The 21,233-nt window shown below is 52.4% G+C and carries 20 protein-coding genes; 14 read left to right on the forward strand and 6 right to left on the reverse strand.

All coding sequences use genetic code 11. The features are described 5' to 3' along the window. Positions 1-89 precede the first annotated feature (89 nt). Positions 90-1,127 (forward strand): mandelate racemase/muconate lactonizing enzyme family protein, encoded by a 1,038-nt coding sequence (locus HG66A1_RS19275; protein ID WP_145187631.1) that lies wholly within the window; start codon positions 90-92, stop codon positions 1,125-1,127. Positions 1,128-1,176: 49 nt separating this feature from the next. Further along, a complete protein-coding gene (locus HG66A1_RS19280; protein WP_145187634.1) occupies positions 1,177-2,088 on the forward strand; it encodes a leucine-rich repeat domain-containing protein in 912 nt (303 codons plus the stop codon). Between the two features lie 9 nt (positions 2,089-2,097). Here HG66A1_RS19280 and HG66A1_RS19285 read toward each other — a convergent pair whose 3' ends face one another. Together HG66A1_RS19285 and HG66A1_RS19290 are read right to left on the reverse strand one after the other, a co-directional pair. After that, positions 2,098-2,895 (reverse strand): glycosyltransferase family 2 protein, encoded by a 798-nt coding sequence (locus HG66A1_RS19285; RefSeq protein WP_232106619.1) that lies wholly within the window; start codon positions 2,893-2,895, stop codon positions 2,098-2,100. A gap of 118 nt (positions 2,896-3,013) precedes the next feature. After that, on the reverse strand, positions 3,014-4,738 hold the full coding sequence (locus HG66A1_RS19290) for a sensor domain-containing diguanylate cyclase (RefSeq protein WP_197996684.1): 1,725 nt from the start codon (positions 4,736-4,738) through the stop codon (positions 3,014-3,016). 279 nt (positions 4,739-5,017) lie between these two features. Here HG66A1_RS19290 and HG66A1_RS19295 point away from each other — a divergent pair, with 279 nt between their 5' ends. From HG66A1_RS19295 to HG66A1_RS19310, 4 genes are all read left to right on the forward strand, one after another. Beyond that, entirely contained in the window at positions 5,018-5,773 is a 756-nt protein-coding gene (locus HG66A1_RS19295) for a DUF1080 domain-containing protein (protein WP_145187640.1), read from the forward strand. Between the two features lie 236 nt (positions 5,774-6,009). Continuing rightward, positions 6,010-6,948: a hypothetical protein gene (locus HG66A1_RS19300; RefSeq protein ID WP_145187643.1), complete on the forward strand. Its 939-nt coding sequence runs from the start codon at positions 6,010-6,012 to the stop codon at positions 6,946-6,948. 347 nt (positions 6,949-7,295) lie between these two features. After that, complete coding sequence (gene aroF, locus HG66A1_RS19305) at positions 7,296-8,312, forward strand: 3-deoxy-7-phosphoheptulonate synthase (protein ID WP_145187646.1); 1,017 nt, start codon at positions 7,296-7,298, stop codon at positions 8,310-8,312. Between the two features lie 38 nt (positions 8,313-8,350). Beyond that, positions 8,351-9,238, forward strand: a complete 888-nt coding sequence (locus tag HG66A1_RS19310) for a sugar phosphate isomerase/epimerase family protein (RefSeq protein ID WP_145187648.1) — start codon at positions 8,351-8,353, stop codon at positions 9,236-9,238. Here HG66A1_RS19310 and HG66A1_RS19315 read toward each other — a convergent pair. The 4 genes from HG66A1_RS19315 to ppsA form a co-directional block, all read right to left on the reverse strand. Further along, positions 9,226-10,704: a sulfatase gene (locus HG66A1_RS19315; protein ID WP_145187651.1), complete on the reverse strand. Its 1,479-nt coding sequence runs from the start codon at positions 10,702-10,704 to the stop codon at positions 9,226-9,228. The two genes, HG66A1_RS19310 and HG66A1_RS19315, sit on opposite strands and share 13 nt — an antisense overlap. 130 nt (positions 10,705-10,834) lie before the next feature. After that, a complete protein-coding gene (locus HG66A1_RS19320) occupies positions 10,835-11,839 on the reverse strand; it encodes a zinc-dependent alcohol dehydrogenase family protein (RefSeq protein WP_145187654.1) in 1,005 nt (334 codons plus the stop codon). 74 nt (positions 11,840-11,913) lie between these two features. Then, positions 11,914-12,399 carry a hemerythrin domain-containing protein gene (locus tag HG66A1_RS19325; RefSeq protein ID WP_145187657.1) on the reverse strand — a complete coding sequence of 162 codons (486 nt, stop codon included), beginning with the start codon at positions 12,397-12,399 and terminating at the stop codon, positions 11,914-11,916. 29 nt (positions 12,400-12,428) lie between these two features. After that, positions 12,429-14,876 (reverse strand): phosphoenolpyruvate synthase, encoded by a 2,448-nt coding sequence (gene ppsA, locus HG66A1_RS19330; RefSeq protein WP_145187660.1) that lies wholly within the window; start codon positions 14,874-14,876, stop codon positions 12,429-12,431. Between the two features lie 442 nt (positions 14,877-15,318). Between ppsA and atpD the strand changes: the two genes are divergently transcribed. From atpD to HG66A1_RS19370, 8 genes are read left to right on the forward strand one after another with little or no spacing between them, the layout of a single operon-like run. Next, complete coding sequence (gene atpD, locus HG66A1_RS19335; protein WP_145187662.1) at positions 15,319-16,731, forward strand: F0F1 ATP synthase subunit beta; 1,413 nt, start codon at positions 15,319-15,321, stop codon at positions 16,729-16,731. Continuing rightward, positions 16,728-17,123 (forward strand): F0F1 ATP synthase subunit epsilon, encoded by a 396-nt coding sequence (locus HG66A1_RS19340; RefSeq protein WP_145187665.1) that lies wholly within the window; start codon positions 16,728-16,730, stop codon positions 17,121-17,123. The genes atpD and HG66A1_RS19340 overlap by 4 nt, the downstream gene beginning before the upstream one ends. Then, the gene (locus tag HG66A1_RS19345; RefSeq protein WP_197996685.1) at positions 17,116-17,472 is read left to right on the forward strand and encodes an AtpZ/AtpI family protein; all 357 of its coding nucleotides are present in this window, start codon (positions 17,116-17,118) and stop codon (positions 17,470-17,472) included. Before HG66A1_RS19340 ends, HG66A1_RS19345 begins: the two co-directional genes overlap by 8 nt. After that, the gene (locus HG66A1_RS19350; RefSeq protein WP_197996686.1) at positions 17,469-17,786 is read left to right on the forward strand and encodes an ATP synthase subunit I; all 318 of its coding nucleotides are present in this window, start codon (positions 17,469-17,471) and stop codon (positions 17,784-17,786) included. The genes HG66A1_RS19345 and HG66A1_RS19350 overlap by 4 nt, the downstream gene beginning before the upstream one ends. Continuing rightward, a complete protein-coding gene (locus HG66A1_RS19355; RefSeq protein WP_145187668.1) occupies positions 17,787-18,521 on the forward strand; it encodes a F0F1 ATP synthase subunit A in 735 nt (244 codons plus the stop codon). A 16-nt stretch (positions 18,522-18,537) separates the two neighbouring features. Beyond that, on the forward strand, positions 18,538-18,816 hold the full coding sequence (locus tag HG66A1_RS19360; protein ID WP_145187670.1) for a F0F1 ATP synthase subunit C: 279 nt from the start codon (positions 18,538-18,540) through the stop codon (positions 18,814-18,816). Positions 18,817-18,846: 30 nt separating this feature from the next. Next, complete coding sequence (locus HG66A1_RS19365) at positions 18,847-19,647, forward strand: hypothetical protein (RefSeq protein WP_145187673.1); 801 nt, start codon at positions 18,847-18,849, stop codon at positions 19,645-19,647. A 39-nt stretch (positions 19,648-19,686) separates the two neighbouring features. Beyond that, positions 19,687-21,222 carry an alternate F1F0 ATPase, F1 subunit alpha gene (locus HG66A1_RS19370; RefSeq protein WP_145187676.1) on the forward strand — a complete coding sequence of 512 codons (1,536 nt, stop codon included), beginning with the start codon at positions 19,687-19,689 and terminating at the stop codon, positions 21,220-21,222. The last annotated feature ends 11 nt before the right edge of the window (positions 21,223-21,233 follow it).

Genomic DNA, 21,233 nt, shown 5'->3' on the forward strand with positions numbered 1-21,233 from the left:
GTTGAACCTCCGCGAAAATTCTCTTTCCCGCAGATCAAATCAGAAATCAGATCGCTGCATTTTGTATTGAGATCCGCTAGACTGTCTGTATGAAAATTATAGACGTTCGCGCAATACAACCCGTGGGTAAGAACTCTCCCCCCGACTGGCGTACCAGCCTGGGACAGATTCTGGTTGCCATCGATACCGACTGTGGAATCACAGGCTACGGAGTCGGCGGCGGTGGACTGGCAGGGATTCACGTCGTCAAAACCGTCTTGCGTGATCTGCTCCTCGGTCAAAGCCCCAAAGATATCTCCCGGCTCTGGGATGAAATGTATCAGTCCACGCTGGCTTTCGGACGCAAAGGTCTGGCCATCATGGCCATCAGCGGCGTTGACCTGGCTTTATGGGACCTCAAGGGGAAAGCCGAGAAAGTACCCGTAGTTTCACTCCTGGGTGGCCAACCAGGTCAGCAGCTTCCCACTTATTGCACCGTCTGGAATACGCAAGATCTGGAGTCGATTGACTCTCACGCCGGCTATAAACTGCATCTGGGAAAAGTTTCCAATGCCGGTCAACAGGATGAAATGATCCAGGCTATTGAAACCGCCCGGACACTGATCGGCCCCGATCCCCTGCTGATGGTAGATGCCTGGATGAAATGGACGGTGGAATCAACCATTGCCATTTCCCGGGCGATCGAGCCTTTTCAAATCGACTGGATTGAAGAGCCGCTCTCTCCCGATGATCTGTCCGGTTATGCACAACTCAGCGAACAGTCGGCCGTCGCCATTGCAGGAGGCGAACATGAATTTACAGCAGCAGCGTTTACTCAACTGATAGACCAGAAACTGCACACCGTTTTGCAACCTGATGTCTGCTGGTGTGGCGGTATGACGGAATTGATCAAAATCTACAAGATGGCAAATCGTGCCGGCCTGCGTGTCTGCCCCCATCGCGGTGCGGAAATCTGGGCTCTGCATGCCATCGCAGCGCTGGATCCTGACCCGTTAGCTGAAACTGGCCGGCCCTGGATGACCTGGGTCACTGGTCAACCTGAAATCGACGGGGGGCTGATCTCTGTTACAGATCGCCCCGGCTGGGGACTGACATTTGACGAACAGTCTCTTGAACTGGTTTACTGATATTTTCAAAACGAATTAGATTCTTCTGCCTGCGAAAGCACGTTTCTATATGAACCTGTATCCTCACCTGACCAGCGTTATTGTATTTTGTCTTGTTGCCTCTCCGATGATCAGCGCCGGCTGCTCAGAAGAGCAACCTGCCGAGCCAGAGGCCCAGGTCACCAGGGAAGATCCTCCGATTCCTACCGCCCCGCCTGCACCCGTCGTATTGACTGAAGAAGACATCCACGAGCGACTGAAGAAAGATAACCCCAAGTATCAGAACACTGCTGAATTTGGTAAACGCCAGGGGAAAATCATTTCAGTGAATCTGTTCAATATGAACGTCGAAAACATCTCGGCGCTCAAAGGGCTCGAACTGGAATATCTGGACCTGACCAACTGCCCGGTAAGTGACTTGAGTCCCATCAAAGGCATGAAGCTGGAGCAACTCTTCCTGGAAGGAACCTATGTCACAGATCTGCGGCCCCTGCAGGGAATGCCGTTACAGGTTCTTCGCATGGAACACACGCCTGTCTCCGATATTGCACCTCTGGAAGGTATGCCGCTGAATCAGCTGAATCTGTTCGACACTAAAGTAAAAGACCTGAGTTTGATTAATACGCTCCCGTTGAGAACCCTCTGGATTCCCAAAACAGAGATCTCTGACATCAGCCCGCTGAAAGGGATGCTGCTGGAAAGCCTGGACTTTGAGAAAACCAAAGTTTCCGATCTGACCCCTTTGAGAGGGATGCAGATCCTGCGTTTGAATATGACGGGATCTGAAGTGACCGATTTAACTCCATTGAAAGGCATGCCTCTCCAACGTCTGATTTTCACCCCGTCGAAAATCACAAAAGGCATTGAAGTCATCAGGGATAACCCTACTCTGCAGGGCATTGGCACAAACTTTGACAATGTGAAAGCAGCCGCTGAATTCTGGCAGGAGTACGATGCCGGCAAATTCAAAAAGCAGGAATAGCCACAACACTCAGTCGATGAGCTGAGGCTGTTTCTCTTTAAACAGTTCTGACTTCCAGATCCCGAGTCGGTGCAGCCAGTACTGCAACATGACGTTGAGCGTCAACAGACCATATTGGGCACTGCGTTTGAAGTTAATGCTGGAGGCTTCCTCGAAATACCGCACGGGCACCGGGATGTCGCTGATTTTAAAGCCGAACCGAACCGACTGCGCCAGGAACTGGCTGTCGAATACAAAATCATCCGAGTTTTTTTCAAAGGGGACTTTCTCCAGCACTGCGCGACTGTAAGCACGAAACCCGCTGTGAAAGTCTCCCAGGTTCTGTCCCAGGGCAATATTTTCGATAATCGTCAGAAACCGGTTCGCAATGTACTTGTAGAGAGGCATCCCCCCCTCCAGGGTTTCTGCACGGGTTCTGATACGTGAGCCCAGAATTACGTCGCAGATTCCCAGTCGGATTAATTCAACCGCAACCGGGATCACTCGACTGTCGTACTGATAATCCGGGTGAATCATGACTACGTAATCAGCGCCCGCTTCCATTGCATACCGATAACAGGTTTTCTGATTTCCGCCATAGCCGGTATTACGCTCATGCTGGATGACCGTCAGCCCCAGTTGCCTGGCGACTTCGACAGTGTTGTCGCTACTGCAGTCATCCACGAGTACGATCTCATCAACAGAACCTGCGGGGATATCGGCTACAGTCCGTTCCAGTGTACTGGCTGCATTGTAGGCTGGCATCACAGCGATGACCCGACCTCTTTCAGAACGGGAACCGGGTTGGTGGGAAATCGAATCAGACATCGGAATACTATACTTCGAATCGGAGACAGAGACTGAGCTTCAGACAATTGGTGCCAGATCATTGTTCATGACATCCACTGCTGAGACAAGCCTGAAAGCGAGAGATTTGAAGATTCGCTCAGACTGGTGCAGAAGTCAGGCTGCAAACTCGATTTCGACCATCCGATTTCGCCTGATATAGCGCTCCATCGGCGGCTGCGACCAGCGTCTGTACACTTTCCATGGCTTGTGAAGTGTAGGTTGAAAGCCCCAGACTGGCAGTCACAGGAATCCGAGTATCATTGAACTCGATGGTAGCCGTTTCTATGGAATGCCGAATCACCTCTGCAATTCGTTCAGCCCCCGCCAGGCCGATCTCGGGCAGCAGGATTGCGAGTTCCTCACCTCCGTAGCGGGCCGCGATCACATTGTCCGACGAACGGATTTCTTTAATCCGATCCTGTAGAATTCGGGCTACCCGTCGTAGAACCTCATCCCCCGCCTGATGCCCGTAAGTATCGTTGATTGACTTGAAATGATCGAGGTCAATCAGGATCAGAGAACAGGCAGACTGAGCCGCCTGGGCCCGTCCGAATGCATTGTCGATCAATTCATCGAACGAACGCCGATTTACCAGTCCAGTCAAACCGTCCTGCCGGGCCTGCTTTTCAATGTTGGCATGATTGAGAACTTTGAGCAGCGTATTGGAGAGAAACTGTGATGCCCACGAAATCAGACGCAGAGCTCTTTCATCGAATGGTTGGCATTCCTGATTCGTCAGACAGATCGCCCCGATCCGTTTACGGTTTGTAATCAAGGGAGATACCAGTGCCGCACCAATCAGCGACCGAACTCCATGATTCTCCAACTGCTCACCTGACAGTGATGTATTCTCACCGGAGTTGAGTCCGAGTCGAACAAGAGTCAGTTCATGTTCTTTCCAGCGGGTTTTGACTCCCGCCTGCAGGGTCATGCCACAATCCACAATAGACTTACAGTTTGAAAATTCATGGGGTGTGGAAAGAAACAGACTTGCTCTGCTCGAGTTTGTTAACTGACGGAGTCGATCCAGAAATTCTTCCAGCATGATTACCGGAGTTTTAAACTGCTGGTCGGCGAGTGCCCGTAATTCAAGTTGCTCGCGGGTGACACGTAATTCAAAGCGATACGATTCGTAATCCTGATTTTTCACGATGTTCCGAGAAACGCAGACCAGCAGTCGCTTGGCCAGCTTAATCTGCTGCTGTTCATCCACCCCATCGGGGTAGAGGTTCGTCGTCAGGAACACACCAGAGATGGCATTTTTATCATAAACTGCGAGCAGACACAATTTGTGAATCCGCGGCTTGTCCTGCTCATCAAAGCATTGATAAATTTTCGAATTTCGTAATTCCTGCCCGCGCAGGATGATTACATTCTGTGTCTTTAACTGTTTGAGCTGACGCTCGTCGAACTCGAAAACAGCTTTGGAATTCCTGGTAATCCCCCGCGAGTCACGTACTTTGAATTCGCCGTTCACTCGGTTTAAGTACAATCCCAGCCCTTCCCGGATGGACGGTACATAGCGTTTTAACAGCAGGTCAATGGTCTGATCAAATTCAGACTGGGCCACAAACTCACGCAGGATGTGATTCTCAATCAGAGTCATTGCCCGGTCTGACTGGACATCATTCAGCTCTTCTTCCACATCGTGATAATGCTGCTGGAATTCCGCATTTTCCTTACGGACAGCAGACATTTTCATCGTGTAAACGACATATTGAAGCAGACACACACTGGCAATCGCCAACACGCTGGCACTGGACGCACCCGAAGCGACGTGGTTTGTGAAGACTTCAATAATCGAGGCAATAAGAAAATACAACGGGGCCCTGCGCTTTCTGAAAATCCGGCTGAATGAATAGAATTTTTCCATCCGTCTTGTGATAGCTTGCAATCAAACCTAGTTCAGAAACGGGTAAATGATGAACACATTTTTCATCACGGACCGGGGAATCAGCAGCCTCACATTCACTGTTCCCTGAATTCGTTATAATCCCGATAAACTGTATTTTTTCGCTTTCAGATCAACGCCCGTTGTTTTCTAATAGAAGCTTATCTAACCCCCTGACAACTCACTTGTTATACAGTTTCGGAACATCCCATGTACAAAAACTTCGCGACGTTCGTATCGAGTTCGAATGCTTCTAATTACAGTTTCCGTCTGCTCTTAATGAGCCTGGTAGTTGCAGTTTCCACGAGCACTTTCGCTGCTGATAAAAAACAGGAAGCTGGTAGCGACAAACCGGCAGCCCAAGCCAAAAAAACCAAAGAATGGGTCTCCCTCTTTAACGGGAAAAACCTGGATGGCTGGAAAAGTCCCCAATTCGGAGGAGAGGGAGAGGTCCACGTCGAAGACGGGAAAATGATCCTCGAAATGGGTGTCGATCTTACCGGTGCCACATTTACCGATGCCAAAAAGCTGCCAGAGACTAACTATGAAGTCGAACTGGAAGCCATGCGTGTCGATGGCACCGATTTCTTCTGTGGTCTGACCTTTCCTGTGAAAAAAGATCCCTGCTCATTTATTCTCGGAGGCTGGGGTGGTGCTCTGTGTGGTCTTTCCAGTATTGACGGCGACGATGCCTCACAGAACAGCACAACCACATTTCAAACCCTGAAAAAAGGGGAGTGGTATAAAGTGCGTCTGCAGGTTACCGATCATAAAATCCAGGTCTGGTTGAATGAGAAACAGATCGTTGATCAGAATCTGAAGGATCGTAAAATTTCGATCCGCCATGAGGTCGAGCTTTCCCGCCCCTTCGGAATCACATCCTTCGCCACCACCGCCGCCTTGAAGAACATCCGCCTGCGGAAACTCTCTCCGGAGGAAGTCGCGAAAACGGCACCGAAAAAGTGAGCTCGTGTTGATTTTTATCAACACGCTGGTGGATTAGCTCAGCGCTGAACCCCGCACAAAAATTCATAACTCTCTCATAAACCGCTACATATAAGGCGTTTATGAGAGAGTTTTTTATTTGGAGAGGGAACTGGTATCAGTTTTGCGAAGTATCAGGCACAGGGGATAGAACATTCCCCTGGTAAACGCTCTCGCTTGATTATCTAATTCATCTCTCAGCTCGGAATGGTACTAAATTGAATTCTCAACTGACCGCTCAGGTGGCTGCACTGATCAGTTCTCAAAGTTTTTCTCTGGTGGAGGGTTCCGATCCTTTCGCGCCAGAACTCCTGTGTGATTTCTGGTCGCATGGACAGAAACATATCAAACATCGACGAGCGACACTGGATGCATTCACCCAGTCAGAATCGAAAATTGAAGCTGCAGAGAACGAACTGGAAATCATTATTAGAGATTTCTTCGCCGAAGAGATGCTGATTCGAGTTGTCACCGCGATCTTCACAGCCGCTGATCAACGACGCGGACAATGTCAGGCCGAACCCATTGCCCGCAGCCTGTTCCTTTCCTTTCTGGATGTGAAACGGATCATTTTAAAAATACTGGTGTCCGAACAGGGATTAAGTACAGAGACTCTCAAACGCATCAATGCCACCCGTCGTTCGATTGAACGCTGGACCGACATGCTGCTTGGCCCATACGTGCAGAGACTGGGCCTCGAAGAATTTGCCCACGACGTAGAACGCGCTCGTGATTTTGGTGAAGATCAGTTGTCCGAACAGAATGCCATCCATGCTGCACAAACCTGGAATCTGATTAACGCCGGCCTGCGGATTTCATTTCCATCCGGTCTCACCAGTCAGACCACTGCGGACTGGGAGTCCATGCTGGGAGCCGTGCTGGCCTGCTTTCCGGCAGACTGTTTCAGTCAATCTGCGACGATCAAATCACTCCGACAAATACGCTACGAACGCAGCGGAACCGATGCTGAATCATCGCCAGACGGGTTGCCTGAGATTATTCGCCAGCGAATGCTTGGTCTCTTAATCAGTGATGTCAGTCCTGGTAAAATGAGCAAACAAATCAGCCCCTCTGATTCCCAAAAGCCTGCGTTCCCTTCCCCTCAGTCGATCAGTTTCACCCAGATCAGACACCGCAATCAGAAAGAGTCTTCCTGAGAGCAGAACCCGGTGCGGGAATCTTTCCGGAAAACCGGTTGACTTCAAACAGGACAGAGCGGTATGATCAATCTGTTGATATTTTTCTGAATCCGAAAATTCTCCGATTTGGAGTTTCTCTGTGACACATCGGTTTGGTACTTTTAGCTTTAATTTTGTGCGGCTGTCATTTTATTCAGCCTGGCACTTTTTTAGCTATTGGTTTACCGGAACAGGTTACCTGACCGATCGAAGCATACACCGTTCATAGTACTTGAACAGCCCCCGAAATTCGATTGGCCCTGTAACCTGCCTGGTTACAGGGCTTTTTTTATTCCCTGAAACTGAATTAGAAATGAGTCAAAGCCATGATTGTTGTAATGAAACCAGGCGCCACGGAAGAAATGGTTCAGGCCATGGTCAAACGGGTCGAGGAAATGGGCCTGAAGGCACACGTGATCGTTGGTGAAGAGCGCACCGTCATCGCGGCCGCGGGCATCAAACGTGACAGCCATCAGGAAGAACTGGAATCCTGTGCAGAGGTCGAAAAAGTCGTCCCGATCGTAGCTGCCTACAAGGTTGCCAGTAAAGAGACGAAACCAGAGCCGACCGTCGTCAAAACCCGGGATCTGACTATCGGCGGTTCTCACGTAGGCGTGATTGCCGGCCCCTGCTCCGTAGAAAGCGAAGAACAGATCCTGCAGGTTGCTCACCAGGTTAAGGCAGCAGGCGCGACGGGGCTTCGCGGGGGCGCATTCAAACCACGTACCAGCCCTTACTCTTTCCAGGGAATGAAAGAAGATGGCCTGAAGCTGCTGGCGCTGGCCCGCGAAGAAACGGGACTGGCAGTCGTCACGGAAGTCATGACTCCGCATCATGTCGACCTGCTCTGTCAATATGCCGACGTACTTCAAATCGGTGCCCGAAACATGCAGAACTACCACCTGCTGCAGGCCGTGGGTGAGACACGCCTCCCCGTGCTGTTAAAACGGGGACCAGCGGCTTCCATCGAAGAGTTCCTGCTGGCCGCAGAATACATCCTCGATCAGGGTAATCAGCAGGTCATTCTCTGTGACCGGGGTATTCGTACTTTCGAAACTCACACCCGCTTCACGCTTCCTTTGGCAACAGTTCCCTACCTGCATGAGCGAACTCACCTGCCTGTCGTGATTGACCCGAGTCATGGCACCGGCGTTGCCAGCCTGGTGCCTCCCATGTGTGCCGCTGCTATCGCCGCGGGTTGTGATGGACTGATTCTGGAAGTTCATCCAGATCCCTCACGGGCCATGAGCGATGGCGCCCAGTCATTGACCCCCGAGGCATTCGCCGAGACCATGGAAACCTGTCGTAAAGTTGCAGCTGCACTCGGAAAAGAGCTGGGATAATCGGGAACTCTGGATCGTTTCAGAATAGGAATCACAACATGAAGTTCTGCCTGTTTTCGGTGAGTTATGCCGGTTTCTGGGGTCAGCAGCAGCTCAGCCTGACGGAATTTATCGCTCAGGCTGCTCAAACCGGCTACGACTCTGTCATGCTCATGGGGAAACGGCCTCATCTGTCACCGCTGGATGTCACTCCCGAGCAGTTGGAGTCCATCAAAGATGCGCTCGCAGAACACCAGATTCAGTGTGCGATCATCGGTGGCTACACAGATTTCGCAGGCTCTTCAGCCACAGAGGTTCCTCTTCTGGAACTGCAGATCCAATACGTTCAGCAACTCTCCCAGATCGCCCGGGAACTGGGAGCCGGCACCGTGCGGATCTTTACCGCCTACGATACGCCCCGGATGAGTCCCCACGCACTGTGGGGACAGGTGGTCTCGGCTCTGCAGGAATGTTGTGATCGGGCAGCCGAGTATGACGTCACACTGGCAGTCCAGAATCATCACGATGTGGGTGTCCATTCCGACGCCCTGCTCGAACTGCTGCACGACATTGACCGACCAAACTGCAAGCTCGGATTTGATGCCTGGTCCCCTGCCCTGCGGGGGGAGAACCTGTATGATGCTGCCCGGAAAATGGCTCCGCACACCGCGATTACCACAAATGCAGATTACATCAGGCTACCGCGATATTCTTATCAACCCGAGCTGATCAATTACCAGAAAGAGGAGCCCGATCTGGTCCGGGCAGTCAAATTCGGTACCGGTTTCATCGACTACTCCGCCTTCTTCCATGGTCTGAAAGAGGGGGGCTTCAATGGAATCGCCACCTATGAAATGTGCTCTCCTATCCGGGGCGGAGGCAGCCTGGAAAATCTGAATGCCTACGCGGCTGAGTATTTGACCTGGATGAAAACTCATTTACTCTGAGTGTCCGGGATCGCCTCTAGCAGCTGATTCACGAGTTCCGTTTTCTCTTTCGCCAGATTCTGCACTGGGTCAGGAGTCTTGGAAACATCATAGAGTTCGACGCTGGCAGGCCGACCTTTCTTCAGCGTCGCCGTCAGCCGATAAGACTGGTCTCGCACGCTGACTGCAGAATTCCAGTAGCTGAATGCAAAATCACGTACCTTACTTTTCTGACCATTGAGAATCGGCTTGAGGCTGACGCCATCCAGTGGAAATTCGGTTTTCCGGAACGCCGGCTGACAAAGATCTACCAGGGTGGGATATAAATCGATGGTCTCGACCAGAGCGGCTGTTTTCAGTCCCGGTTGTGATACCCCCGGTGCCCGGATAATCAGAGTGCTGTTCAAGGCCCGCTCCAGTGGAGCATGCTTGGCCCAGAGTGCAGAATCCCCCAGAAACCAGCCATGGTCTCCCCAGACGACAACAATTGTATTTTCACTCAGGCCCAGTTCCTCAAGTGCAGTGAGAACCTTTCCCACCTGGCGATCGACATAGCGCACACAGGCCAGATAGCCGCGTCTGGTCTGTAAACGGTTTTCCCGGGCCAGCGGTCGGGTTTTGGGAAACTCCATATTATAGCTGTAGAACTCCCCGCTTTTATGCCAGTAGCTCGATTCCGTTTTCTCAGGGTGAGGTGCATCAGGAATCTCGATCTGGGAAATCGCCTCCCAGTCCTGTCGTGGCGCGACAAAGGGTAAATGCGGCTTGAAGAACCCCAGTCCCAGGAAGAACGGTTGTGTTCCGGTCTTGAATGCTTTGAGTTTTGTGATTGCTTCCTGTGCCAGCAATCCATCGGGCAGATCCTCATCCTTTTCGACGGTGAACTGCATCAGATCCCGAATTCCGCTGCCGTCTTCCCTGCTCCGTCCATTTGCATAGGCAAAAAAGATTCCCCAACCCCGCTTCCAGGAACCGAAGGGCGTCACCAGTTCATCCCATGCGTGCGGAACTTCGTCTCGACCATCACCACTGCCATTGTATTCAAATACGCGACCATCGGCCGTATGTGAGATTTTACCAATGCAGGTCGTCTGATAGCCGCTTCTGCGAAACAGTTCCGGCATGGTTTGCGCCCCGGCCGTCTTCTCTGCGGAAAGTGCAGATTTACCGCGATAGAAGGCCTGGTTGCTGCGGGTCACTCCCGAATTTCTCGGACTGCGTCCGGTCAACAGGGCATAACGAGAGGCGCCACAGGTGGGAACCTGTACGAAGTGATTTGTGAACAGGACCCCCTGCGCTGCCAGCCGATCCAGCGCGGGACTCTGCACGTGCGGATGACCATAACAGCCCAGTTCCGTACGGAGATCATCAATGGCGATGAATAATACATTGGGCGGCTTTTTCTCTTCAGCCCGAATGGAATCAGCCTGACTAAATTGTAAGAACGCAAAAGTGCAAATCATCACACAGGTAAAAACAAAGCGCATCGGAAGCCTCTAAATTAATCTGGTACTAAAGCAAAGTATCTCGTCGAACTTCCAGTATAACCAGAACCTTCCACTGCACGCATCCGCAGAGTCAGTCTAGAGAGATTCGCTCACAAAAGTAATTCAGAGGTCAGTCATCCATAACCAGTACGCCGGTACCGTTGATCTCATCGTTTTTGAGCAGGTTAAGCGCCTTGTTCGCTTCTTCCAGCGTAAATGTGGTGAGGTGTGGATGGATGGGAATCTGTGCGGCTTCCTGCAGGAGATGCTGACCGTCCTGACGTGTATTCGCGGTGACCGAACGCAGGTTGCGTTCGTAAAAGAGACTCTCCTCATAATTCAGTTGAGGGATGTCCGTCATGTAGATTCCTGCCAGTGCGAGTGTCCCCCCTTTTTCCAGGTACTTCAGAGCGGGAGGAACCAGCTCTCCCGCGGGAGCAAAGACAATTGCCGAATGTACTTTTTTCGGCATCTGCTCAGCATATTCCCCGACCCAGGTCGCCCCCATGGGCCGAGCGAGTTGTCGATGCTTCTCTCCCCGGGTGACCACATAAACTTCACAGCCCCGATGTTGCGCAATTTGAATCACCACATGGGCACTCGAACCAAATCCATAAATCCCCAATCGCTGGCCGGGCTGCAGTTCGCTGCGTGACAGAGCGCGATAACCAATGATGCCGGCACACAGTAACGGTGTCGCCTCTGTATGACTGAAAACATCAGGAATCGCGTACGCATACTCCTCATGCACGATAGCCAGTTCAGCGAAGCCGCCGTCCGCGTGATAACCGGTAAACAGCGACTGCTCACAGAGATTCTCTCTGCCGGACTGACAGAACTGACACTGGCCACAGGTCTTGCGGAGCCAGGCGATTCCAACACGGTCTCCGATCTGGAAACGCTGACAATCGGCCCCAGTCTGAATAACACTCCCGACCACCTGATGTCCGGGAATCACCGGGGATTTCGCTGCGGGTAGATCCCCTTCAATCACATGTAGATCGGTGCGACAGATCGCACAACAGTGTACCTTAATCAGGATTTCATGTGGCCCCGGTTCAGGGTTGGGAACATCCTGGCAGACCAGTGGTTCGGAACTGATCATCGCACGCTGTTTTAAGACCATGGCTTTCATGCGTCTGACGAACTCCTGCTGTCCCTGTCAGCAACATTGTCTGGAATATTTTTGAGTGCTGCCACTCACAGCCTTTAATCTCCGGCTGATTTCTCGAAGGCTTCCTGAACCAGCCTGATTTCCCGGTTCTCATGATCGCGAATGTCCGACATCAGACTATCAAACTCCCGCATGGCCTCGCTCCAGTTTTTAAATGGAGGCTGAGACTGCTTGAGCCGATCAATAAAATCGTCAAAGCGTGACAGGGTCACTGCATGCTTCTTCTGGAAATCGGGAACCATGATGCAGAAGCCAGGCTCTTCATCCATCAACGGTTTGAAGTAGCCTTCCTGCTCTTCGTCCTCAAAATGCTTCGCCAGTAAATCACGAAAACCGGCAACACGTGTTCCCATTTCACCAAATTTGGGTAAGCCATGCTCATCCAGTTCCGTCCACCAGCGATTCAGATCCTTCATGTGAGCCAGAAGCTGTTCATGCTCATCGAGCAGATATTGCAGGTGTTCATGGGGATCTTTCTTTTTGGTGTTTCCTTCTTCAGACATCATTTTGCGCTTATTCATTGCCTGATCCTTTCTCTATGGAATCACTTTCACACAGTAACATCACTCCTGGTCTGGGAAGCAGAACCCTGTGAATCCAGTTCTGCTTCGACTTCTACAATGCGGGAGACCGTTTTCATCACGGCATCGGGGTTCAGTGAAATACTGTCAATCCCCTGCTTAACCAGGAACGCGGCGATCTCCGGATAATCACTGGGAGCCTGACCACAGATACCAATTTTTCTTCCGGACGCTTTCACCCGTTGAATCGCGGTCGCCAGCGAATCCATGACTGCCGGATCCCGTTCATCAAAGATATGTGCCACGACTTCTGAGTCACGATCGACGCCGAGGGTTAGTTGTGTCAAATCATTGGAGCCGATCGAAAACCCGTCGAAGATTTCCGCGAAAGCCTCGGCCTGAATGACGTTACTGGGAATTTCACACATGATGTAAATTTCCAGCCCGTCTTCGCCCCGCTTGAGTCCATGTTCTGCCATGACTTCCAGTACCTTGCGGCCCTCTTCCACAGTCCGGCAGAAGGGGATCATCAACTTCATATTCTTGAGTCCCATCTCTTCACGAACTTTTCGCATCGCCTGGCATTCGAGCCCGAAAGCGTCGCGGTAGCGCGGGTGGTAGTAGCGGGATGCACCGCGGAAGCCGATCATCGGGTTCTCTTCTTCCGGCTCATACTTCTCGCCCCCGATCAAATTCGCATATTCATTTGTTTTGAAGTCACTCATTCGCACGATGACATCGCGGGGATAAAAGGCCCCTGCGATCATTCCGACACCCTGGGCCAGAGTATCTACGAAGAAAGCGGGCTTATCACTATAAGACGCCGTCAGACGATCGATCTCTGATTTAAGTATCGGATCTTCCAGTTTGTCGTACTCCAGTAAAGCCATGGGGTGAATTCGAATGAAGGAGTTGATGATGAACTCCATCCGCGCCAGCCCCACCCCCTCGCTGGGCAGCATTGACAGGCGGAACGCTTCATTGGGATTTCCCACAATCATCATGACTTTGGTTTTCGGATGCTTGAGTTCGGACAGATCGACTTCCTGAACTTCGTAATCCAGTTGACCATCATAGACCTGCCCCGTATCACCCTCGGCACAGGATACGGTAACCATCGATCCGGAGGGAATCGCTGTCGTCGCATTTTCGGCTCCCACGATCGCAGGAACCCCCAGTTCGCGACTGATAATCGCGGCGTGACAGGTCCGGCCTCCACGGTTGGTCACGATGGCGGACGCCTTCTTCATGATTGGTTCCCAGTCCGGGTCGGTCCGGTCGGTCACCAGCATATCTCCTTCCTCAACCTGATCCAGGTTTTCAGCACTTTCCACGACCCGGGCAACACCATGGCCGATCCGCTCTCCCACGCTATGCCCGGTCGCCAGCACGTGGCCATGTTCTTTCAGATGAAATGTTTTGAGGACTTTGAGTTCCTTGCCCCCATGAATGGTTTCCGGTCGTGCCTGGACAATAAACAGTTCATCGGTCAGACCATCTTTGGCCCATTCGATGTCCATGGGACAGAAATGCCCACGGACTTCTGAATAATGTTCCTCGATGAGACAGGCCCAGCGTGCGAGTTTGAGAATGTCTTCGTCGTCGATGGCGAACCGTTTCCGATCGACCGGATCCACGGGGACATTGCGAGTCATTTTCTCCCCGCCGGTATCGTAGATCAGCTTGAACTCTTTCGATCCCAGTGTTTTCTTAAGAATCGGCTTGAAGCCTTCTTTGAGAGTCGGTTTAAATACGTAAAACTCGTCCGGATTGACACTCCCCTGGACGACATTTTCTCCCAGCCCGTAAGCAGCGTTAATCAGAACTGCCTGCCGAAAACCGGTTTCCGTATCGATGGAGAACATCACTCCCGAAGCGGATTCGTCAGAACGAACCATCCGCTGTATGCCGATCGACAGGGCAATATCGAAGTGATCGAAACCTTTTTCCGTGCGATAAGAAATCGCCCGGTCAGTAAACAGGGAGGCAAAGCAGCGGCGGCAGGTATCCAGCAGACTGCTTTCGCCATGCACGTTCAAATACGATTCCTGCTGACCTGCAAAGCTCGCATCAGGCAGATCCTCTGCGGTCGCACTACTGCGCACAGCCACATCCAGGCCGCCTTCAATGTCCTCGCTCAACTTGCGATAGGCTTGCAGAATTTCTTCACGCAAAACTTCGGGTATCTCAGTAGCCAGGATCGCCTGACGGACTTCCCTGCCGTGAGACTGCAGATTGGAAATATTCGCGGTATCCAGATCATCGAGTATCTCTCTGATTTTCTGATCCAGCCCCGTCTCCGACATAAACAGTCGATAAGCGGCAGCAGTAGTCGCGAAGCCATTGGGAACCGCGATTCCCCGGGCACTCAGATTACAGTACATTTCCCCCAGCGAGGCATTCTTGCCTCCCACGGAAGAGACATCATCAATCCCGATCTGCTCAAACCACAACACCAGTGGTTCCTGTGCCGCCATGCTTCCACTCCTTGTGCTAAATCAATTGTTGCTTCACTACTGAAGGCGAGACTCTGAGGTGTGAACCGTAGCCTGAACTGTCAGAGTGTACTGCCTCTGATTATAAAAAACGGATCTTTGCACATCAAAGTTTTCTGTCTGATTCGCCTATCAGAATCAGCGCGGAACCCTCCACACTCATCATTATCACGATTCTGAACAGTTTCAATACAGATAAATCCCCGGTTCTTCCATGGGGGAAACCATTACCCTGAAACCGACCTGATTCTACTTGCATCAAGATCGGGAAAAAGGTTCTGATTTGATTTACCTGCACTTGAGTTCTTTCGGGAAATCAGTCATTTTGACGGATCGTAACCTGTAGTCAGTTCAAGCGTATTCTGTTAGGATGCAGAATGAAGGATGACAGGACCTGTTTCCAGCAGGAAGGACTTCCCACCAGATGCAGCAGACAGTCTCGAAGCACGACCTGAACCTGGGTTCGATTCTCTCCGTTAGAGGCAGCGTTATTGACGCTGTTTTCCCTCACCGTCTGCCCGCAGTCCAAAGCGAACTACACGCGGGTCCGCACCAGGAAATCATCATCGAGGTACTCACACAGCTCGACAGTCAGACGGTGCGTGGCATTGCCTTAACATCCACTCGCGGCCTGGCACGAGGCTCTCAGATTCTCAATACGGGACACCCGCTGAAGGTCCCCGTGGGTCAGCAGTTGTTAGGCCGCATGCTCAATGTCTTTGGTGAACCCATTGATCAGGGGGCGGCCATCGAAGAGGCCGACTGGCGTTCGATCCATCATCCTTCCCCGGCACTGGTGGAACGGCCACCACGATCGGAAATCTTCAAAACCGGGATCAAAGCCATCGATCTGCTGGCTCCGCTCGAACGGGGCGGGAAGGCGGGGCTGTTCGGCGGTGCGGGCGTCGGCAAAACCGTGTTGATCACCGAACTGATTCATAATGTCGTCGGTGCCCACAAAGGGGTCAGTCTCTTTTGTGGTATCGGGGAACGTTGTCGTGAAGCGGAAGAACTCTACCGCGAAATGAAAGATGCCGGCGTGCTCGATAATACGGTCATGGTTTTTGGTCAGATGAATGAACCGCCGGGGGCCCGCTTCCGTGTCGGACATGCCGCTCTGACCATGGCGGAGTATTTTCGGGATGAACAGCACCAGGATGTCCTGTTGCTGATCGACAACATATTTCGTTTCATACAGGCAGGAACCGAGGTCTCGGGGCTGATGGGCGAACTACCGTCCCGTGTCGGTTATCAGCCCACACTCGCTTCGGACCTGGCAGAACTCGAAGAACGAATTTGCACGACAACCAGCGGTTCGATTACTTCGGTACAGGCGGTTTATGTTCCCGCAGATGACTTCACCGATCCTTCCGCAGTCCACACCTTTGCCCACCTGTCGACCTCCGTTGTACTCTCCCGTAAACGTGCCTCGGAAGGACTCTACCCCGCAATCGACCTGTTGAACTCCAGCTCAAAAATGCTGATGCCCCCGATTGTCGGCGATCACCATTATCAGGTTGCGCAATCCGTAAGAAGCACTCTCGCCAACTATGAGGATCTGAAAGATATCATCGCCATGCTGGGGCTGGAGGAACTCTCCCGCGAAGACCGCCGGACTGTGAATCGCGCCCGTCGCCTGGAACGGTTTTTAACGCAACCCTTCTTCAGCACCGAACAGTTTACGGGCTATGACGGTAAGTTTGTTTCACTGGACGAAACCCTGGATGGCTGCGAACGCATTCTTAATGATGAGTTTCAGGATGTCTCCGAACGCACACTCTACATGATTGGTTCGATCGACGAAGTCGCCTCAAAACAAAAGGGGACCAGGAAATGAATCTCAAAGTGCTCCTGCCAACAGAAATCCTGGTCGACCAGAGCGTCACTAAAGTGATTGCTGAAGCGGAAAACGGTTCCTTCTGTCTACTGCCCCGGCACGTCGACTTCCTGTCAGCACTATTACCCGGCATTTTGACGTTCGTAGACGATCAGAACCTGGAACATTACCTCGGCATTGGCGGAGGGATTCTCACCAAAACCGGATCCGAAGTCCGCGTCTCTACGATCTATGCCGTCCAGGGAGAAGACCTGGGCACGCTCCGCCAGCAGGTCACAGAACAGTTTGAAGCCATCAATGAACGGGAGCGAACCGTACGCTCCGCTATCGCCCGCCTGGAAGCCGATATTCTCAGACACTTTGTCAAACAGGGAATCACCGCCGATGTCTGAGCTGCCCCCGGAACAGGAAAACGGCTCTGAGATCCCCGGGAATCAGGGGCACCCGTTACACCTGCATAATCGCAGTCAGATTGAAAAACGGATTGCTTCACAGGAGACTCGGAAACTGAAAGCCCGTGAAGAAAAGCATCATACCATCTGGTTCGGTCTGGGCATGTTCGGTCTGATCGGCTGGTCAGTCGCGATTCCAGCTGTGATCGGTGCACTGGCGGGAATGTGGATCGACTCCCGCTGGCCTTCCCGTTATTCCTGGAGCCTGATGCTGTTGATTGGTGGAATTACCCTGGGCTGTTTCAATGCCTGGAAGTGGTTACATAAAGAAGGAAACGTGGACCGATGAATCTTCCCTTGAGTATGCAACTCTTCGTCAGCCTGCTCGCCGGGCTATTGTTGGGGGCCATTTTTTTTGGTGGACTCTGGCTGACCGTGAAACAACTTCCCAAAGTCTCAGCCCCCTGGCTGCTGTTTCTGGGTAGTGCCCTGGGTAGAACCCTGATCATTCTCACGGGTTTCTGGTGCGTGGGGATCTGGTTGTCGGAATCATTTCGCTGGCAACGCACCGCAGTTTGCCTGGCAGGATTCATCATCGCGCGGATGATGATTACCCGCTATACGCGTTCGTCAACTGTGCCCGCCACTGGAAAGTCTGCCTGAATGAATATTTCCCCCGACGTCCCACTCTGGCAGTGGGAATGGATCATCCTCAATCGCACCATTCTGTTTACCTGGCTCGTGATGGCGATCCTCGTGATCGTTTCCTGGTTCATCACCCGCCGACTGACCAGTGGCCCCAGGATTTCACGTGGACAGAATCTGCTGGAGGTCCTCGTGGTGGGACTGAGGAACCAGATCAGAGAAGTCAGTCAGCAGGAACCCGGTCCTTACATGCCGTTTGTGGGAACCCTGTTTCTGTTTATCGTCGTCTCGAACATCCTCTCGATCGTTCCCGGATACGATGCGCCAACCAGTTCGATTTCCACTACCGCTGCTCTGGCGACCTGTGTCTTCGTCGCAGTCCCCATTTATGGCATCGCACACCAGGGGCTGCCTGGTTATCTGAAACAATATATACAGCCTTCGGTATTCATGCTCCCCTTTAATATCATTGGCGAATTTTCGCGGACCCTGGCCCTGGCGGTTCGCCTGTACGGCAACATCATGAGCGGCTCGGTCATCGGGGCCATCCTGCTCGGTTTCGTGCCCCTGTTCGTGCCGATCCTGATGCAGGCCTTCGGTCTCTTAACCGGGATGATCCAGGCTTATATTTTTGCGGTGCTGGCGATGGTCTACATTGCCTCCGCTACGCAGAACGGTCAGGGGCCCACGGAGCAACAGGACACTGAAAATACAGATTCAGATACAACTTCGACTCACACTCCAACATCATAAATGAGGAACGTCTTCTATGGATCCAGATACCGTCATTGCAGCAGTTTCCATCTTTACCGCAGGCATCACGATTGCCATCGGCTCGGTTGGCCCCGCGCTCGGGGAAGGCCGCGCCCTGGCACAGGCCTTGAGCGCGATTGCCCAGCAGCCCGATGAAGCCAGTACGATTACCCGTACGCTGTTCGTCGGCCTGGCCATGGTGGAATCCACGGCGATTTACTGCTTCGTGATTTCCATGATTCTGATCTTCGCGAATCCGTTTTGGAATCACTTCCTGCAAGCCACCGGCAGTTAATTACTTTAGCAGTACACTCGGGATTAGATCATGTCCATTGATTGGTTTACCTTTACCGCTCAAATCCTCAACTTCCTGGTGCTCGTCTGGTTGTTGACGCACTTTCTGTATCAGCCAATTACAAAAGCGATGCAGGAACGGCAGCAGAAAATCGCTGACGAACATCAGAAATCTCTTGAAATACAACAACAGGCAGCCGCCAAAGTCACGGAATATGAGGAGAAGACCGCAGAACTGATACACGCCAAAGACGAACTGCTGGCCGAGGCCGGCAAAGAAATTCAAAGCTGGCGAGAAGAGCATCTGGCACGCGCCCGGAAGGAAGTGGATCAGGAAAAAGAGGACTGGTACCGAGCCCTGCATCGGGAACGGGAGTCGTTCCTCCGCGAAGCCCGCGTACGGATGGCCGGCCACATCCACCACATGAGCCAGTGCGTCCTCAAGGAACTTGCCAATGCCGACCTGCAGCAGCAGACGATTTCTGTGTTCCTGGAACGCATCAGCCGGATTGAAGAGCAGCAGAAGCTCAAATTCCGTGATCTGCTCAGAACGCCCGACAGCCGGGTCCTGGTGGAAAGTGCCCTCGAACTGGAACAATCAGATCGTGACCGCATCAGTAAGTTCATCTCTGAATTTCTCGATATACAGGTCGACGTCGAATATCGCGAACGTCCCGATCTGATCTGTGGGATCGACCTGCATATCTCCGGATATAAAGTTGCCTGGAACCTGCAGGAGCCACTCGAAGAACTGGAAGAAGAATTTGTCCGTTCCCTCAACGAAGTCATCACCCTGGAATCCGGCGTCGAAAGTACTCCCTCTGCCTCCTGAAATGATACGAGACCGACACAACCTGCGTGAAAGAGCTTTATGAGTATTCATCCTGATATCCAGATTCTGCTCGATAACACATTCGGTAAATTCGGTGGTGTTTTGGAGCAGCACGATTTCGATCCCCGGTTGATTGAAATCGGAAAAGTCACCTACGTCGGTCGCAGTCATGCCCGGGTCAGCGGGCTTCCCAACGTTCAATCAGAAGAACTGCTGCAGTTCCCCAATCATGTACTGGGACTGGCGTTGAATTTGGATCCGGACGAAGTAGGCGTCGTCCTACTGGATCCCAGCGACCAGCTGACAGCCGGCGATGAAGTCCGCCGCACACATCGACTGTTAGACGTTCCGGTCGGTGAATCGTTGATCGGACGTGTGATTGACCCGGTGGGGCGGCCCCTGGATGGTCACGGCCCTGTCTCTGCGGCCGAACGTCGTCCTTATGAACGGGATCCGGCATCGATTACGGATCGCTCCCCCGTCACGGTTCCACTACAGACCGGCCTGAAAGTGATTGATGCTCTGATCCCCATCGGTCGCGGCCAGCGGGAGCTAATCCTCGGAGACCGCCAGACCGGGAAGACCGCCATCGCCCTGGACACGATTCTTAACCAGAAAAACAAAGACGTGATCTGTATTTACTGCGCCATTGGCCAGAGAAATACCGCAGTCGCGAAAGTCATAGACGATTTACGCAAACATGGTGCGCTGGATTACACTGCTGTCGTCGTCGCCGAGAGTGATGCCCCCCCGGGGCTGCAGTTCGTAGCCCCATATGCAGCGACCACCCTCGGCGAGTATTTTATGGACCGTGGTCAGGATGTGCTGGTCATTTATGACGATTTGACTTCTCACGCCCGTTCCTATCGTGAACTTTCTCTGCTGCTCAGACGGCCTCCCGGTCGCGAAGCCTTTCCTGGGGACATCTTCTATCTGCACTCCCGGCTGCTGGAACGGTCCACGCACCTGCATGAACGACTGGGAGGTGGTTCGTTGACCGCCCTACCCGTTGCAGAAACGGAAGCTCAGAATCTCTCTGCCTATATTCCGACGAACCTGATTTCGATCACCGATGGCCAGATTTATCTGTCTCCTCAGTTATTCCAGAAAGGAATTCTGCCCGCTGTGGATGTGGGGCGTTCCGTTTCCCGGGTTGGCGGTAAGACACAGCTGCCCGCCTACCGGGCAGTCGCCGGCGATTTACGGCTCTCTTACAGTCAGTTTGAAGAACTGGAAACATTCTCCCGCTTCAGCAGTCGTCTGGATGAGGAAACGCTGGCAACACTGGAACGGGGACGACGGGTGCGTGAGATCTTTAAACAGCCTCAGTACCAGACACTTTCCGTGCCGGAACAGATCTCGGTACTGGTCGCGATGTCTGCAGGTGTCTTCGATGATACCGATTTAAAACACATCCGGACTTTGGAAGAACGCATCGCGCCCCTGCTCGAGTCCGACTTCCCCAACTTGAGTGAAGCCATTCTGGAGGGGAAAAAACTGACCGACAGTGACCAGCGTGCGATTGTAGAAGCAGCGCAAGAACAAGTCGCATTATTCACACAGGACCAGGCTTGAAGTGAAGCAGA

It is taken from the genome of Gimesia chilikensis (assembly GCF_007744075.1).
GTDB lineage: Bacteria > Planctomycetota > Planctomycetia > Planctomycetales > Planctomycetaceae > Gimesia > Gimesia chilikensis_A.

Coding starts and splice junctions, on each gene's coding strand:
- HG66A1_RS19275 (WP_145187631.1), top strand. CDS start 90: ATGAAAATTATAGACGTTCGCGCAATACAACCCGTGGGTAAGAACTCT.
- HG66A1_RS19280 (WP_145187634.1), top strand. CDS start 1,177: ATGAACCTGTATCCTCACCTGACCAGCGTTATTGTATTTTGTCTTGTT.
- HG66A1_RS19285 (WP_232106619.1), bottom strand. CDS start 2,895: ATGTCTGATTCGATTTCCCACCAACCCGGTTCCCGTTCTGAAAGAGGT.
- HG66A1_RS19295 (WP_145187640.1), top strand. CDS start 5,018: ATGTACAAAAACTTCGCGACGTTCGTATCGAGTTCGAATGCTTCTAAT.
- aroF (WP_145187646.1), top strand. CDS start 7,296: ATGATTGTTGTAATGAAACCAGGCGCCACGGAAGAAATGGTTCAGGCC.
- HG66A1_RS19310 (WP_145187648.1), top strand. CDS start 8,351: ATGAAGTTCTGCCTGTTTTCGGTGAGTTATGCCGGTTTCTGGGGTCAG.
- HG66A1_RS19315 (WP_145187651.1), bottom strand. CDS start 10,704: ATGCGCTTTGTTTTTACCTGTGTGATGATTTGCACTTTTGCGTTCTTA.
- HG66A1_RS19320 (WP_145187654.1), bottom strand. CDS start 11,839: ATGAAAGCCATGGTCTTAAAACAGCGTGCGATGATCAGTTCCGAACCA.
- HG66A1_RS19325 (WP_145187657.1), bottom strand. CDS start 12,399: ATGAATAAGCGCAAAATGATGTCTGAAGAAGGAAACACCAAAAAGAAA.
- ppsA (WP_145187660.1), bottom strand. CDS start 14,876: ATGGCGGCACAGGAACCACTGGTGTTGTGGTTTGAGCAGATCGGGATT.
- atpD (WP_145187662.1), top strand. CDS start 15,319: ATGCAGCAGACAGTCTCGAAGCACGACCTGAACCTGGGTTCGATTCTC.
- HG66A1_RS19340 (WP_145187665.1), top strand. CDS start 16,728: ATGAATCTCAAAGTGCTCCTGCCAACAGAAATCCTGGTCGACCAGAGC.
- HG66A1_RS19345 (WP_197996685.1), top strand. CDS start 17,116: ATGTCTGAGCTGCCCCCGGAACAGGAAAACGGCTCTGAGATCCCCGGG.
- HG66A1_RS19350 (WP_197996686.1), top strand. CDS start 17,469: ATGAATCTTCCCTTGAGTATGCAACTCTTCGTCAGCCTGCTCGCCGGG.
- HG66A1_RS19355 (WP_145187668.1), top strand. CDS start 17,787: ATGAATATTTCCCCCGACGTCCCACTCTGGCAGTGGGAATGGATCATC.
- HG66A1_RS19360 (WP_145187670.1), top strand. CDS start 18,538: ATGGATCCAGATACCGTCATTGCAGCAGTTTCCATCTTTACCGCAGGC.
- HG66A1_RS19365 (WP_145187673.1), top strand. CDS start 18,847: ATGTCCATTGATTGGTTTACCTTTACCGCTCAAATCCTCAACTTCCTG.
- HG66A1_RS19370 (WP_145187676.1), top strand. CDS start 19,687: ATGAGTATTCATCCTGATATCCAGATTCTGCTCGATAACACATTCGGT.